The organism is Microbacterium sp. NPDC055665 (assembly GCF_053618035.1).
Window position 1 is genome coordinate 252,478 of record NZ_JBSHGY010000003.1, and the last position, 14,936, is coordinate 267,413.

At 69.5% G+C, this 14,936-nt stretch carries 16 protein-coding genes; 7 read left to right on the plus strand and 9 right to left on the minus strand.

The window, feature by feature from the left end:
- Nucleotides 1-30 precede the first annotated feature (30 nt).
- Nucleotides 31-1,239, minus strand: coding sequence for a sugar ABC transporter substrate-binding protein (locus tag ACWGO6_RS10540; protein WP_452326659.1), 1,209 nt, complete (start codon nt 1,237-1,239; stop codon nt 31-33).
- Between the two features lie 209 nt (nt 1,240-1,448).
- Between ACWGO6_RS10540 and ACWGO6_RS10545 the strand changes: the two genes are divergently transcribed.
- A complete protein-coding gene (locus tag ACWGO6_RS10545; protein ID WP_017829222.1) occupies nt 1,449-1,937 on the plus strand; it encodes a YajQ family cyclic di-GMP-binding protein in 489 nt (162 codons plus the stop codon).
- 289 nt (nt 1,938-2,226) lie between these two features.
- Nucleotides 2,227-2,859: a GntR family transcriptional regulator gene (locus ACWGO6_RS10550; RefSeq protein ID WP_452326660.1), complete on the plus strand. Its 633-nt coding sequence runs from the start codon at nt 2,227-2,229 to the stop codon at nt 2,857-2,859.
- Nucleotides 2,860-2,866: 7 nt separating this feature from the next.
- On the opposite strand, the gene ACWGO6_RS10555 is transcribed toward ACWGO6_RS10550, so the two are convergent.
- From ACWGO6_RS10555 to ACWGO6_RS10575, 5 genes are all read right to left on the minus strand, one after another.
- Nucleotides 2,867-3,874 carry an alpha/beta hydrolase gene (locus ACWGO6_RS10555; protein WP_452326661.1) on the minus strand — a complete coding sequence of 336 codons (1,008 nt, stop codon included), beginning with the start codon at nt 3,872-3,874 and terminating at the stop codon, nt 2,867-2,869.
- Between the two features lie 62 nt (nt 3,875-3,936).
- A complete protein-coding gene (locus ACWGO6_RS10560) occupies nt 3,937-5,310 on the minus strand; it encodes an FAD-dependent oxidoreductase (RefSeq protein WP_452326662.1) in 1,374 nt (457 codons plus the stop codon).
- A gap of 56 nt (nt 5,311-5,366) precedes the next feature.
- Complete coding sequence (locus ACWGO6_RS10565) at nt 5,367-6,428, minus strand: polyprenyl synthetase family protein (protein WP_136041328.1); 1,062 nt, start codon at nt 6,426-6,428, stop codon at nt 5,367-5,369.
- A 47-nt stretch (nt 6,429-6,475) separates the two neighbouring features.
- Nucleotides 6,476-7,195, minus strand: coding sequence for a class I SAM-dependent methyltransferase (locus ACWGO6_RS10570; RefSeq protein ID WP_136041329.1), 720 nt, complete (start codon nt 7,193-7,195; stop codon nt 6,476-6,478).
- The gene (locus ACWGO6_RS10575) at nt 7,192-7,755 is read right to left on the minus strand and encodes a hypothetical protein (protein WP_452326663.1); all 564 of its coding nucleotides are present in this window, start codon (nt 7,753-7,755) and stop codon (nt 7,192-7,194) included. The genes ACWGO6_RS10570 and ACWGO6_RS10575 overlap by 4 nt, the downstream gene beginning before the upstream one ends.
- A gap of 56 nt (nt 7,756-7,811) precedes the next feature.
- Here ACWGO6_RS10575 and ACWGO6_RS10580 point away from each other — a divergent pair, with 56 nt between their 5' ends.
- A complete protein-coding gene (locus tag ACWGO6_RS10580; protein ID WP_452326664.1) occupies nt 7,812-9,065 on the plus strand; it encodes an isochorismate synthase in 1,254 nt (417 codons plus the stop codon).
- 6 nt (nt 9,066-9,071) lie between these two features.
- Here the strand turns inward: ACWGO6_RS10580 and ACWGO6_RS10585 are convergent, their stop codons facing one another.
- Genes ACWGO6_RS10585 through ACWGO6_RS10595 form a run of 3 tightly spaced genes read right to left on the minus strand, consistent with a single transcriptional unit; the run spans nt 9,072 to nt 11,945 of the window.
- Nucleotides 9,072-9,914, minus strand: coding sequence for a PPK2 family polyphosphate kinase (locus ACWGO6_RS10585; RefSeq protein WP_136041332.1), 843 nt, complete (start codon nt 9,912-9,914; stop codon nt 9,072-9,074).
- Between the two features lie 16 nt (nt 9,915-9,930).
- Nucleotides 9,931-11,580: a 2-succinyl-5-enolpyruvyl-6-hydroxy-3-cyclohexene-1-carboxylic-acid synthase gene (gene menD / locus ACWGO6_RS10590; protein WP_452326794.1), complete on the minus strand. Its 1,650-nt coding sequence runs from the start codon at nt 11,578-11,580 to the stop codon at nt 9,931-9,933.
- A gap of 14 nt (nt 11,581-11,594) precedes the next feature.
- Nucleotides 11,595-11,945: a PLD nuclease N-terminal domain-containing protein gene (locus tag ACWGO6_RS10595; RefSeq protein ID WP_136041333.1), complete on the minus strand. Its 351-nt coding sequence runs from the start codon at nt 11,943-11,945 to the stop codon at nt 11,595-11,597.
- Between the two features lie 74 nt (nt 11,946-12,019).
- On the opposite strand from ACWGO6_RS10595, the gene ACWGO6_RS10600 reads away from it, so the two are divergent.
- The 4 genes from ACWGO6_RS10600 (at nt 12,020) to ACWGO6_RS10615 (ending at nt 14,931) form a co-directional block, all read left to right on the plus strand.
- On the plus strand, nt 12,020-12,448 hold the full coding sequence (locus ACWGO6_RS10600) for a hypothetical protein (RefSeq protein WP_240745016.1): 429 nt from the start codon (nt 12,020-12,022) through the stop codon (nt 12,446-12,448).
- A gap of 70 nt (nt 12,449-12,518) precedes the next feature.
- Complete coding sequence (locus tag ACWGO6_RS10605) at nt 12,519-13,169, plus strand: DsbA family protein (RefSeq protein ID WP_452326665.1); 651 nt, start codon at nt 12,519-12,521, stop codon at nt 13,167-13,169.
- Between the two features lie 152 nt (nt 13,170-13,321).
- A complete protein-coding gene (locus tag ACWGO6_RS10610) occupies nt 13,322-14,128 on the plus strand; it encodes a tyrosine-protein phosphatase (protein ID WP_452326666.1) in 807 nt (268 codons plus the stop codon).
- A gap of 65 nt (nt 14,129-14,193) precedes the next feature.
- Complete coding sequence (locus tag ACWGO6_RS10615) at nt 14,194-14,931, plus strand: hypothetical protein (protein ID WP_136041336.1); 738 nt, start codon at nt 14,194-14,196, stop codon at nt 14,929-14,931.
- Nucleotides 14,932-14,936 lie beyond the last annotated feature (5 nt).

Below are 14,936 nucleotides of genomic sequence, written 5' to 3' on the forward strand. Positions count from 1 at the left end.
GGTCCGCCCCGGCAGGGCCAGTGGGTGCTGTTACTTGATGGCGGCGGTCACGTCGTCGACGAGCTTCTGCCACGTCGCCGTCGGGTCCGCACCGTTGATGATCGCGGCCTCGGCGACGCCCCAGAATTCCCACACCGCGCCCATGGCCGGGATGGCGGGCATCGGGACGGCGTCTTCACCGACAGCCTGGAAGCCGGCGATGATCGGGTCGGACGCGGCGGTGTCCGCAGCGGCGGTGAGCGCGGGCAGGATGTTGCCGGCCTTGAAGAGCTCGAGCTGCACGTCTTCGGTGCCGATGTAGTTGACGAGGAAGTCGTTCGCGGCGACCTTGTTCTTCGACTCGGAGCTGACGAAGAAGCCCTTGACGCCGGCGAACGGCGAAGCGGTCTCGCCGGTCGGGCTCGGGATCGGGTCGATCGCGACGTTGATGCCGGCCTCGGTCGCGGCACCGACGTTCCACGGACCGGTCAGCCAGAAGGCGGCGGTGCCGTCGAGGAACTGCTGCTTGGCGATCTCGCCGTCGACGTCGGTGTTCAGCACGCCGGCAGCGCCCTGCACACCCAGCCAATCGGCGAACGCGAAGCCACCCTCGCTGCCGAGCTGCAGGTCGGCAGGGTCATAGCTGCCGGAGTCATCGGTGCCGAAGACCGGCGCACCGAAGGCCGTCTGGAACGGATACAGGTGGTACGGGTTGCCCTCGGTGCCCTGCTCGACGACGAACGTGCCCTTCGAGACCATGTCGTCGAAGCTGGTGGCCGCGGCCGGGACGAGGTCGGCGTTGCGCAGCACCGCGATGTTCTCGACCGCGTACGGCAGCATGTACACGGTGCCCTCGTAGGTTGCGGCCTGCAGCGCGACCGGAAGGTAGTCCTCGGAGCTGTCACCGAGCTCGATCGGCGCGACGACGCCGTTCGTGGAGAGCTCGCCCAGCCAGTCGTGTGCGCCCATGACGACGTCGGGGCCCTTGCCGGTCGGGACCTGCTGGATGAAGTCGTCCTTCATGTCGTCGACCGACTTGCCGACGAGCTCGACCTTGACGCCGGTCTTGTCCTCGTAGGAGTCGGCTGCGTCCTGCAGCGCATCCACGCGCTCGGCGTCGACCCAGACGACCAGCTTGCCGCCGTCCTTGGAGTCGGAGGTGTCGTCGCCGCTGGTCCCGGTGGAGCAGCCGGCAAGCGTCAGAGTCGAAACGATGGCGATCGCGCCTGCGGCGGCGATGCCCCTCTTGTTCACCTTCATTGGTGTGTGCCTCTCTCGGTGCTGGTGGCCTGCACAGACTGCAAGCGCTTACAGTATGCATCGGATCCGGGGATTTTCGCAATGAAGGGAGGCGTCGATATCAAGCCGTGACCGGGAGGCCTGGAGGTGTACGGCCTGGAAACGCTTCCACGGAGCGACCAGGATCTCCGACAATGTGTACGCGCTCAGCCCCTGAGTAGGATGAAACCATGGCTGACAGCTCATTTGACATCGTCTCGAAAGTCGATCATCAGGAGGCCGAGAACGCCCTGAACCAGGCCCGCAAGGAGATCGAGCAGCGCTACGACTTCAAGGGCACCGGCGCGTCGATCGCCTGGAGCGGCGAGAGCATCCTCATCATCGCGAACACCGAGGAGCGGGCGAAGGCCGTGCTCGACGTGTTCCAGTCCAAGCTCATCAAGCGCGGCATCTCGCTGAAGAGCCTCGAGTCGGGCGACCCGTTCGCCAGCGGCAAGGAGTTCCGCATCGTCTCGACGCTCAAGGACGGCATCTCCTCGGAGAACGCGAAGAAGATCAACAAGATCATCCGCGACGAGGGCCCCAAGGGCGTCAAGAGCCAGATCCAGGGCGACGAACTGCGCGTGCAGTCCAAGAGCCGCGACGACCTGCAGTCGGTCATCGCCCTTCTGAAGGGCGCCGACCTCGATCTCGATCTGCAGTTCATCAACTACCGCTAGGCGGGCCTCCCACCTGCACGACGAAAGGCCCCACTCGGCGCACGACCGAGTGGGGCCTTTCGTCTGCTCACGGGCGCGACTTCGGTCTTCCAGGGCGGAGCAGTAGGATCGCATACCGGAATATGGGCCTGAGTGGCCAAGACTGGAAAGGTCGCCGACAGCCGTGTGCCCCCACACGCGACGACAGGCGTAGATCGTGTTGGGAACCGACGCGACTCATGATGTGGTGGCCCACCCGGGGCGAATCATGGGGATGCTCGGGAAATGAAGGGCAACTGGGGGCAGGTCCATGAGCATTATCGGATCGACGAGTGTCGGCGAGAGCAAGCAGCTTCTGGCCGAAGAGGTGTTCCACCACCTGGGCAGACAGATCATCGAGGGCACGCTCGAGGCCGGCGAACGCATCCGCGACGTCGACGTGGCCGAGGAGCTGCACGTGTCGCGAACACCCGTCCGCGAAGCGCTTCAGCGTCTGGAGCGGCTGGGGATGGTGACGATGTATCCGAGCCGGTACACCGAGGTGACCGAGGTGACCTCGGAGACGATCGCGCAGTCCCTCGAGTTCGCCGGGTACCAGGCGGGGATCGCCGCGCGGCTGGCCGTGCCGCGGATCAGCGACGCGCAACGCGATCACGTGGTCCGTCTCGTCGCCGGGATGCACGCATCCCTCGAGAAGGCGGAGACGACTTCGGACGCCCGATGGGCCGTGTTCTCGTATCTCGGGGATCGGAGCGGCAACGCGCAGCATCGCACGCTGATGGAAGACGCGAGCATGGTCCTGTTCCGCAACCTCCGCGACTGGGTCGTTCCCCGGGCTGACCACGCCCGCATGCGCGATGTGTACGTCGCCTTCGCCGCAGCTGTCCGCAGTGGGGACGGCGACGAAGCGGAGCGCCTCGTCCGGACGATGTACTACCTGTGACGCGAGCTCAGGTCGCCGCTCGCCAGCCCGTGACCCAGCGCTCGAGGCGTCGATAAGCATCTTCGCGCGCGTCATGGCGCGAGAGGAAGACGTCGTGCAGCGCACCGTCGATGCGCTCCACCGTGACGCTCGTCCCGAGACGCAGCGCCGCGCGCGCGATGTCGTCGACGACGAGCACGGAATCAGCGGCGGTGAGCTCTTCCGACCACCGCGTCGGGGGCACGAACCGGGAAGAGAGCAGCACGCACACCGGAGAGGTGATCGCCAACCCTGCCGCCACGGTCTTGTGTCCGGAGAGGATCGCGTGCAGCCAGCCCGCGTACACGGCCATGGTCTGTGCCGGGCGCCAGAGTGGATTCACCTCCATCGGATCATCCGGGTCGGCGACCTCCTGCTGTGCACGGGTGTAGAAACCGAGATCGACCTGCGGCGCCGCCTCCATCGGTCGGATCCGCGCCTGCAGCTCCACCATGGGGGCGATCGCCGCGCGCGCCGGCGCGAACTGGAACTCCAGCCAGGGGCTGTTCAGGATCACGGCATCCGCCGCACCGGCGTGGCGTGAAGCCCAGAGACTGAGGATGAGCCCGCCGGTCGAATGCCCGAGCAGCACCAGGCGCCGCGAAGACTCGGCGCCGCCCTCGCCTCGCCCCATGGCGTCCAGTGCCGCACCGATGTCTTCGTCGTACGTGGCGAGGTCGGCGACGTACCCCGGCGTCTGCCCGTCGCGAAGGCTGCGGCCGTACTTTCGGAGATCGAGAGCGAAGAAGCGGGCCCCGCGCGAGGTCCAGAAACGCGCGAGCCGCTTCTGGAAGAAGTAGTCGGACCAGCCGTGCACGTAGAGCACGTCGACGCCGTCGAGCAGCGGCCATCGACCGCGGATGCGTTTCCAGAGGTCCGGCTCGGCAGGAAACGCGCGGACGAGGGTCGCCACCACCGGACCCTGCTCGTCTGTGCCGAGTTCGAGGGTCAGCTGCTGGAACTCATCCCCGAGCACATCCGGGACCCATTCGGTCATGCCTGCCTCCCCCGTCGTCGCCAGGCTAGCCGACGATTCCCCGGGCAGCGGAGGCGAACCGCCTACTCGCCGCGGGAGACGCGCACCATCTCGTCGCGCGGGACCACCTTGACGCGGGCGCGCTCCTCGGGCGCCCCGAGGGAGATCTCATGCTCGTCGAGACGGTGCCATCCGTCCAGGTCGGTCCAGCGGACGCCGCGTTCCTGCAGCAGTTCGACGATGGACTCCTCGGAGGGATCCTCCGGGTGCCACCAGGAGCCCTGGTCGTTGATGATGTGCCGCACGGTCTCCATCGCGTCGGACTTGGTGTGACCGATCAGACCCACCGGGCCGCGCTTGATCCATCCGGTGGCATAGATGCCGGGGACGCGCTCGTTCGAGTCCTTCGCGAGCACCTGACCCTCGCGGTTCGGGATCACACCGTGCTTCTTGTCGAAGGGCACGCCGGGCAACGGCGAGCCGAAGTACCCGATCGCGCGGTACAGCGCCTGGATCGGCACTTCGCGCAGCTCGCCGGTTCCCACCGCACCGCCCTGACCGTCCGGCTGCGTGCGCTCATAGACCAGTGCCGCGACGCGACCGTTCTCGTCCTTGCGCACCTCGACCGGCCGCGCCCAGAAGTGCAGGTGCAGACGGCGCGAGGCCGTTCCCCCGGCGTTGTTGACCGAGTCGCGCTTGCGCCAGGACTGCAGGATGCGGTCGATGACCATGACCTGCTTGTTGCTGGCGACGGCATCCTTCGCCGCCTCGTCGTAGTCGAAGTCCTCGTCGTAGACGACCATGTCGACATCGCGCAGCTCACCGAGCTCGCGGAGCTCGAGCGGCGTGAACTTGACCTGCGCGGGACCGCGGCGGCCGAAGACGTGCACGTCGGTGATCTCGCTGGCCTTGAGGCCCTCGTAGACGTTGGCCGGCACCTCGGTGACGAGCAGGTCCTCGGCGTGTTTGGCGAGCATGCGCGCGACGTCGAGCGCCACGTTGCCGTTGCCGAGCACTCCGACGGATGCGGCATCCAGCGGCCACTCGCGCGGCACGTCGGGGTGTCCGTCGAACCAGCTGACGTAGTCCGCGGCGCCGTAGGAGGCGACGGCATCGATCCCGGGGATGTCCAGCGACGTGTCGCGGATGGCTCCGGTCGCGAAGATGACGGCGTTGTAGTGCTTCTTCAGGTCGTCGAGGGTGATGTCCTCACCGAAGCGCACGTTGCCGAACAGGCGGATGTCCCCACGGTCGAGCACGTCTCGCAGCGCGTTGACGATGCCCTTGATGCGGGGGTGATCGGGGGCGACTCCGTAGCGGACGAGTCCGTACGGAGCAGGGAGCTGCTCGAAGAGGTCGATCGAGACGTCGAACTTGCGCTCGGCCTTCAGCAGGATGTCCGCAGCATAGATGCCGGCGGGGCCCGCACCGACGATGGCCAGTCTGAGCTTGGTCATGGGAGGTCCTTTCATCTGCCGACACAGCCGGCGCGCGACCCGAAGGCCGCGAGCAGTCAGCTGGAGCGTTCGGCGAGGGTCTCTGCGAATCGGGTCAGTGCCTCGCGCACGGTGCCACGCGGCAGCGGTGCGAGCGCATCGACGGCATCCCGCGTCCACGCGTGCGCGAGCTCGAGGGTCTTCTGCGTCACCAGGTGATCGCGCAGCTCGTCGAGGGGGCCGTCGAGGATCGACGGGTCTGCGCCATCGGCGATGAGGGCCACCCCGTCGTCGATGCGCGCGGCGAGGTCGACGGCGGCGTCATCGTGCTCGGCCTTCAACAGCAGGTACGGCATGGTCGGGACGCCGGCGCGGAGATCGGTGCCGGGCACCTTTCCGGTCTCTTCGGGCTTGGCCGACAGGTCGATCACATCGTCGAGCAGCTGGAACGCGACGCCGATCTTCTCGCCGTACACGCGCAGCGGCTCCTCGTACTCGCTCGGCGCGTTGGAGAAGATCACACCGCCCTGCGTGGCGGCGGCGATGAGCGAGCCGGTCTTGTCGGCGAGCACCTGGATGTAGAACGCGATCGGGTCGTCATCCTGCTGCGGACCGAGGGTCTCGTGCATCTGACCGAGGACCAGGCGCTCGAACGTGTCGGCCTGGAGCCGGATCGCGCGTTCACCGAGCCGGGACATCAGCTGGCTGGCGCGGGAGAAGAGGATGTCGCCCGTGAGGATGGCGATGTTGTTGCCCCACACCGCATGCGCCGCCGGCACGCCACGCCGGCGGTCGGCGCCGTCCATGACGTCATCGTGATAGAGCGAGCCCAGGTGGGTGATCTCCAGCGCCTTGGCGACATCGATCACCTCGGAGGTGTTGCCGTCACCGAGTTGAGCGGCGAGGAGCGTGAGCACCGGGCGGATGCGCTTGCCACCCGCCTCGTAGAGATAGCGGCTGGCGGCATCCGCCAACGGGTCGGCGACGCGGACGTCTTGCGCGAGGCCGGTCTCGACGAGCTCGAGGCCGTCTTCGATCGCGCGGGCGACCTTGCGTGCGGCAGGGCCGATGAAGACGCGGTCGCTGAACCCCAGACGGCTCGCCAGCCGCGAACCCGGGGCGATGGGGCTCGAAGTCACGGTCCCAGCCTACCTGCGCCGGGATGCCGCAGTTGCGTGCGAGGCGCTCACGCGGGCTTGCGCGCTCGGTGCAGCGCCACGATGCCGAACGTGAGGTTGCGGTAGGCCACATCGCTCCAGCCCGCTTCGCGGATCCAAGCCGACAGCTTCTTCTGGTCGGGCCACTCGCGGATCGACTCGTTCAGGTAGTCGTACGCGTCGCCGTTGGTGCCCGCCACCCGGGCGACCCGGGGCAGCACCTGCGCGTTGTAGAAACGGTACGCACCGCGGAACAGCTTGCCGGGGGGCGTGGAGAACTCGTTGATCACGAGCCGGCCGCCGGGCTTGGTCACCCGGTACAACTCACTCAGCGCCTTCTTCGGGTCGTTGACGTTGCGCAGCGCATACGACATCGTGACCGCATCGAACTCGCCGTCCGCGAACGGCAGCGCCGTGGCATCCGCCTGCACGAAGGACAGGTTGCGCATCGCTCCGTGCCGGCGCTCCCCCTCGGCCAGCATCCCGGGCGAGAAGTCGGCCGCGACCACCTCGGCACCGCTCCGCGCGAGAGACGCCGACGACGACGCGGTGCCGGCGCCGAGATCGAGGATCCGCTCCCCCGGCTTCGGTGCGACCGCACGGGTGGTCGCCGCGCGCCACAGCACGTCGTTGCCGAACGTCATGGCCGTGTTCGTGCGGTCATACCCGGCCGCGACCTGGTCGAACATGCCGCTGACGCGGGCGGGGTCCTTGCCGAGATCGGCGCGGTTCTTCTCGTTCGAAGTCACGCGTTCAGTCTAGGCGCGAGGCCCAGGGCTTCGAGGCGGTCGAGCCACGGATCGGCGGTGGCATCGTCGAACGGGGCGACCTGCGCGCGGACCCGTGCCTCGAGGTCGAGCGCGAGCGTCTCGAGGTGCTCCATGACGTCGGCCGGATAGCCATAGCGGGCGCTGTGCTCCGCCCACTCGTCACGGTCGTCGACCCAGGTGCCGCGGGCGCCGGCCACGCGCACGACATCGAGGTCCATGTCGATGCCGGTCGCGAGGAGCGGGTCGTCGGACCAGTGGATGTCCCAACCGAGGTCGATGTAGATGCGCATGCCGCGGCGGTGGCGACGGTTCACCGTCACGGCGTGATCGCCGCTCGCCGGGACGAGCGTGACGTTGGGCCCTCCGGCATGGAACTCGGCGCCCGGCCGGAAGCTGTGCCAGCCCACCGGCTGCCCGATCCAGTCGCCCCACTCGTCGGCGCCGAGATACACGCACTCGTGCCGCCAGTGCGGCGACCCATCCCACTTGCGCCACTGGAAGACCATCTCGGTGCCGGGTGCGGGGCGTGCGTCGCTCATCCGTTCACCCTACGACGGCGCGAATCCGTGGCTCCTGTGCGGCATAGGCTGGATGCGTGCACACCACCCACCTGGTCGTGGAGACCCGAGAGATCGACCCGGTCGAAGACCTCCTCGCCTACGCGGATCCCGCCCGCCCGCTCGCCTGGCTGCGGCGCGGAGACGGCATCGTCGCGGTGGGGGAACCGGTGGCCGAGGTCCGCCCTCCTGCGGGCGCCGGAGAGTCACGCACCGCCGTGCTCGCGGCCCTCTGGCGCGAGATGACCGCCCAGGCCGAGATCTCCGACCCCGTGGGCCTGCCCGGCAGCGGGCTGGTGGCGTTCGGCGCGTTCGCCTTCGACGAGGAATCGGCAGCAGACAGTGTGCTCGTCGTGCCGAGTCAGGTGCTCGGGCGTCACGGCGATCGCTTCTGGGAGACCCGCATCCGTCTCGCCGGATCGCCCGCCGCCGACGAGGCGTTCGCCACGCAGCCGTACGGCCCGCACTGGGCCGGCACCGTGGGACCGGGAGCCCAGAGCCCGCAGGGATACCAGGACTCGGTGCGCCGAGCCCTCACCCGCATCGCCGACGGGGAGCTGAGCAAGGTCGTGCTGGCGCGCGACCTCACCGGCAGCATCCCTTCGGGGTCGGACCTGCGCCGACTCGTGCGCGCTCTGTCGACCGGCTACCCCGACACCTGGGCCTTCGCGGTGGACGGGCTGATCGGCGCGAGCCCGGAGACCCTCGTCACGGTGCACGACGGCACGGTGACCGCTCGTGTGCTCGCCGGCACCATCGGCCGCGGGGCGGACGCGGATGCCGACACCGCGGCATCCTCCCACCTCGCCTCGAGCACGAAAGATCTCGACGAGCACCAGTACGCGGTGCAGAGCGTGCTCGCCTCCCTGCGCTCCCACACCCGGGCGTTGGCCGCCAGCGAGCAGCCGTTCCTGCTGAAGCTGCCGAACCTCTTCCACCTCGCGACCGATGTCGAGGGCGAGCTCGCAGACGGCGAGTCGGCGCTCGACCTGGTGCAGGTGCTGCATCCGACCGCCGCTGTCGCCGGCACTCCGACCCCTGCGGCCATCGCCGCCATCCGGGACCTCGAGCCCTTCGACCGCGGACGCTACGCCGGCCCGGTCGGCTGGGTGGACGCCGCGGGCAACGGCGAGTGGGCGATCGCCCTGCGCTGCGCCCAGTTCACGGCGGGCTCGGGCGAGATCGGGGTGACCGCCTACGCCGGCGCCGGGATCGTCGCGGGCTCCGACCCCGAGAGCGAGCTGCTCGAGACGCGGGTCAAATTCCGGCCACTGGTCGACGCGCTGGCCTGAGCCTGCTCAGCTCGCGGCGAGACGCTTCTTCTCGGCCTCGACGTCGAAGTCGGCGACCGGCCACTGCGGATCGATGTCCTCGAGCGCCGCGAGCAGCAGCTCCTGCACCGCGAGGCGGGCGTACCACTTGGCGTTCGCCGGGATGACGTGCCACGGAGCGACCTCGGTGGAGGTCCGGTCGAAAACGGTCTGGTACGCCTGCATGTACTGCGGCCACAGCATCCGCTCGTCGACATCGCCGGGGTTGTACTTCCAGTGCTTGTCGGGGCGGTCGAGCCGCTCCATGAGCCGCTCCTTCTGCTCCTCCGGCGAGATGTGCAGCATGACCTTGATGATGCGGGTGCCGGATGCCGCGACACGGGCCTCGAACTCGTTGATGGCGTCGTAGCGGCGCTCGATCTCCGGGCCGTCCGCCAGCTCGCGGACCTTCCCGATCAGGACGTCTTCATAGTGGGAGCGGTCGAAGACGCCGATGAAGCCCGGCTCGGGCAGACGCTTCTCGACGCGCCAGAGGAAGTCGTGGCTGCGCTCCTCGGGCGTGGGCGCCTTGAACGCAGCGAGCGCGACGCCCTGCGGGTCGACGCCGCCGACGACGTGCCGCACGATGCCGCCCTTGCCCGCCGAGTCCATCGCCTGCAGCACCAGCAGGACGGCGTCGTTCGCCTCTCCGACCCGGCTCTCGGCGAACAACCGCTCCTGCAGGTCGTTCAGCTTCTCGAGCCCTGCCGCGAGGTCGCGGGCGCCGTGCGACTTGCCGCCGACGTATCCGGGCTTGGTGTCGGGGTCGAGGTCGGCGAGGCGGAATCCCTCGCCCACTCGCAGCGTCTGCGTCCAGGTGTGCGCGTCCATACGCACATACTGCCAGTCAACGCGGCAGCGGGACCTCGATGATCTGGCGGCCACCGCGCGGGGAGGTCAGCGCCTGGTCGAGCGCGGTGCGGGTGGTGACCCGCTGGTACTCCCACCCGTAGGCCAGGGCGAGCTGCTCCAGGCGCACGGTGTGCGGGGTGTAGAACGCTCGATCGAGGTCGGCAGGACGCGCGGACCCTGCGACCTCCAAGGAATCGAAGATGGTGCCGCCGCCGTCGTTGCCGACGATGACCTGGAGCCGGGGCTCGGTCTCATCCGGAGGCAGCAGCAGCGCACCGACGTCGTGCAGGAAGGCGAGGTCGCCCAGCAGCACCCTCGTCACCCCGGGGGCTCCGGCCGCCTGGCTGGCGAGCGCGATGCCGGTCGCCGTCGCGATCGTGCCGTCGATCCCGGCGAGCCCGCGGTTGGCGTGCACGGGCACCTTCTTGCCGCCGAGCACCTGGTCGGCCACGCGCACGAGCCGCGACGAACCGAACACGAGCCGGTCGTGGGGCCAGGTCGCCCGCCACACGGCATCGACCAGGAGCGCGCGGTCGAGCGGACGACGGACGGCATCGAGCTCGGCTCTGACGGCTTCTCTGCGGGCGGCGAAGTCCGTGGAGGCCAGCCCGTCGGGGTCGGGCGCGTTCTCGCTCAGGTCGACGACCTCGGCGGCCGAGGCCTGAAGCCATTCGCCGAGCCAGGCACGGTCAGCGGGCCCGGGGGCGACGGACACGGCGCCGACGGCACGGGTGCGGTGGTTGAGGTTCAGCTCCTCCCCTCCGCGGCGCACCGCGATCACGTCGACATCCGCGCGCGAGAGGAGGGCTGCCGCCTCACGGCTCAACGTCGGATGCCCGAGCACGATGACGCGTTCGACGCGACCGCCGAGTTCTTCGCGCGACAGCAGCCGGCGGTAGCCGTGCACGAGCTGTCGCCCGAACCGCGCACCGCTGACGATCTCCGCGATCAAAGGCCAGCCGCCCGTGTAGGCGATCTCCTCGGCGTCGGCGCCCGCATCGGCGCCGGCGATCACGACCGTGCGCGGACCACGATCGAGTTCGAACGGCTCGGCGGCGGGTTGAGCCGGCGCCTCGCCGGGGGTGACGGTGACCGCGGAGAGCGTGCCCGAGAGCGGCTCTCTGGCGGGGAGGTTCAGGTGCACGGGTCCTGCGACGCCGGGCAGTGCACCGTCGACCTGGCGCACACCCATCGCGGCCGTCACGGCGCGCTCGGCGAGTCCTGCCCATTCGCCCTCCCCCGGCACGGGTGCATCCACTTGGTCACGCACCCAGGGATGGAAGAGGCCGTCCTGGAGCGTCGCCTGATTCGCGCCGACCCCGCGCAGCTCGGGTGGGCGATCGGCGGTCAGCAGCAGCAGCGGCACACCGGAGTGGAACGCCTCCAGTACCGCCGGAAGCAGGTTGGCGACGGCCGTGCCCGAAGTGCAGATCACCGCGGCGGGCACACCCGTCTCCCGGGCGATCCCGAGCGCGGTGAAACCGGCGACCCGTTCATCGATGCGCACGTGCAACCGCACGTGCCCGTCGTCGGCGAAGCGCGCGGCGGCGAGCGCGAGCGCCTGCGATCGCGACCCCGGGGACAGCACGATGTCGCGCACACCGTGCGCGACGAGGTCGGCGAGCAGGGACGCCGCGGCATCCATCGCCGGCGACGACGTCACGGGCGCGGGTCCGAGGCGGGAGGCTCGTCGGTCTCCTCGTCCAGACGGGCGAGCTCCTCTTCGAGGCGGCGGATGCGCGCATCCTGCTCGGTCTTGCTGATGCTGCGGAGGAACGCCGGGTCGTCATCCGGGGCGATGACGGGGCGCACACCGCTGTCGTTCGCACGGCGCCGGCCGATCACGAACCAGAGGATCCCACCGATCACGGGGAGGAGCACCACGATCGCGATCCAGGCGGCCTTGGACACACCCCGGTGCCGCGTCGCCGGCTGCACTGCGCAATCGACGATGCTGTACACCCAGAACACGGCGGCGAGGAAGCCGCCGACGATCAGTAGTCTCGCCACCCTTCCAGTGTAGGCGTGTCAGCGCCGGCCCGGCCCCGGAGAGACAGAGGCGCCGTTGCTAGACTGCGCGGGAAATGCTGCCCTCATCGCTGGATCGGATGCCGCGAGCGCGGGCTGACCGGATGCTGATCGCCCGCGCGATCACCGCCGTCGGCCTCGCGCTCCTGCTCGTGATCGGCGCCTGGTCCAGCTCCCACGGACCGGCCGATGTGCACGCCTCCCTCTGCCTCGCGTCCGGCGTCTCCCCCTCGGCCGGCACCGCAGCCGCCGACGACGGCGCCGACAGTGCGACGACCATCGACGTGCTCTCCTCCGACTTCGGCGTCTGCGTGCTCGCCGTGCTGTGCGGCGTCGCGCTGGTGCTGCTGTTCCTCCGGCTCCGCGGCCGCGACTCCCGGCCCCTCGGCACCCGCATTCCCCGCCTGACGTCGCCGAGCCGCGCCGGCCCGCGCACCGTCGTCCCCGCCCTCTCCCTCACACAGCTCTCGATCTCCCGCACCTGATCTCCGACGCGTGCACCGAGCCGCCTCACGCGGCATCCACCCCCGTCGTACCCCTGTGTCTGGAGACCCCATGAAGAACTCTGTCAAAGCGACCCTGGTCGCCATCGCCGTCGTCATCGTGCTGCTGATCGTCGGCATCGTGTTCGCCCTCAACCAGAGGGCGAACACCGCGCCACCCGAAGGCGAGGAGCGGCCGACCGTCCGCACAGATTCGCATGTGCTCGACGACGGCGGCGAGGGCGCCGTCACCGTGGTCGAGTTCCTCGACTTCGAGTGCGAGGCGTGCGGGGCGTTCTACCCGATCGTCGAGGAGCTGCGCGGGAAGTTCGAGGGCGAGATCACCTACGTCGTCCGCTACTTCCCGCTGCCCGGACACATCAACTCCACGCAGGCCGCCCTCGCCGCCGAAGCCGCGGCACAGCAGGACCGATTCGAGGACATGTACCACCGGCTGTTCGAGACCCAGGCGCAGTGGGGCGGTCAGACCGAGGAGACCCCCGAGGTGTTCCGCGGCTTCGCCGAGGACCTGGGCCTCGACATGGACGCGTACGACGCCGCGATCGCCGACCCCGCCACCGCGGAGCGCGTGCAGGCCGACAAGAGCGACGGCGAGAAGCTCGAGGTGAGCAGCACCCCGTCGTTCTTCGTCGACGGCCGGAAGGTCGAGCTGCAGGAGTGGGATGACCTCGAGCAGGCGATCGATCAGGCCGTCAACGGCTGAGTCCGCGCGCCTCTGACACTGTCGAAACCCCGGCCTCTCGCCGACACCCCGCGGTGCGCACCGCAACACGAGGGGGTCTCGGCGAGAAGCCGGGGTCTCGGCTGCGCTCCCGATACGCTGAGACCAAAATCAGGGAGAGGGCCCGGACGACCATGGAACTGACGTCGATTCTGCAGGGGACGCACAACGCTCGAGAGCTCTCCGGGCTCCCGCTCACCGGTGGAGGAACGCTCGCCTCCGGCCTCCTCTTCCGCTCCGACGCCCTCGCAGGGCTCACCGACGAGGGGCTGCAGGAACTCGTCGACCTGCGGATCGGAACCGTGATCGACCTGCGCACCGATGGCGAGCGCTCCCGCGCGGCGGACCGGCTTCCCGAAGACGGCAGCGTCACCCTGCTGCCGCTGCCGATGCAGGGCGGGGCCATGGACGAGATGGTCAAGCAGCTGCTTCCCGCAACGGCCGGCGCCAGCCTGTCGGTGACCCAGGTCGCCGACGTGCTCAAGCAGGTGCCGACGCTGGAGGGGCTGTACGTGGCGATCCTCGAGGCCAGCGCCGTGCAGTTCGCGACGGTGGCGCGCACCGTGCTCGACGCCTCTCGCACCGACCACCCCGGAGTGCTGTTCCACTGCACCGCGGGCAAGGATCGCACCGGTCTCGCCGCAGCGATCCTGCTGTCGGTGGCCGACGTGCCACGCGACGCGATCGTCGCGGACTACACGCAGACGGAGCAGAACCTCGCTCTCGGTTTCGCGGAAGCGCTCACCGGGCTCATCACCTCGCTCGGCGTCCCCCTCACTCCCGCGCTCAAGACGCTCGCGACCGAGTCTCCTGCTTCGGCGATCGAGGCGGCCCTGGACTGGATCGACGCGAACCACGGCGACGTCGCCGGCTATCTGCGCAGCGGCGGCATGACGAACGACGAGATCGCGGACCTCCGCCGGGTGCTGCGCGGCGAGTAGCACCCGGCGCGCAGCGGCACGCTGTCCCCCTGTCGCCGAGCGCTCCCGCGGAGCACAATGACGGTATGAGCGCTGGCTCACCGCCGGACGAGCCGGAGCCGGAACCGGCACCTGTATCGGACCACGAGGTCGAGGGCACACGCGCCGTACCCGCGGAATCGGATGCGGCGCTCGGTCGGCGCGCGCAGATCCTCGCCACCGAGCACTGGGGGCTGCTCGCCGCACGCAGTACGGCGCAGAGCGAGGTGCTCACGCGCATCACGATCTTCCTCACCCTGGTGTCGGCGGGGCTCGTGACGATCGGACTCCTCGGCCAGGCGTCACGCTTCGCGGGCTGGTTCGGCGGCGCTTCCCTCGCCATCCTCGCGTTCCTCACCCTCATCGGGTTCATGACGCAGGTGCGCGTGATGAACGTGTCCGAGGAGGACATGATGTACGTCGTCGCGATGAACCGGCTCCGCGGCGCCTATGTCGATCTCGATCCGCAGGTCGAGGAGATCTTCCTGGCGTCGACGTATGACGACCCGGCCGGGATGAAGCAGACCTACTCGTTTCTCCGGCGCCGCAGCGTGAGCATCCTCCTCGGTAGCTCTGTCATGCTGCTGATCGTCGTGAACGCGTGCGTCGCCGGACTGCTCGTCGGCTGTGCCGTCGTCGCCGCGGGCGGGGCCCTGGGGTGGGCGGTCGGCGTCGGCGTCACCCTGGGGCTGCTGTACGCCGCGGGGTTCATGACCTTCGGCGGCTTCGGCTTCCGTTCGGCCTGGAGTCACTACGTCCCGCGGCGCACGACTCCCGCCGCGTGAACCCC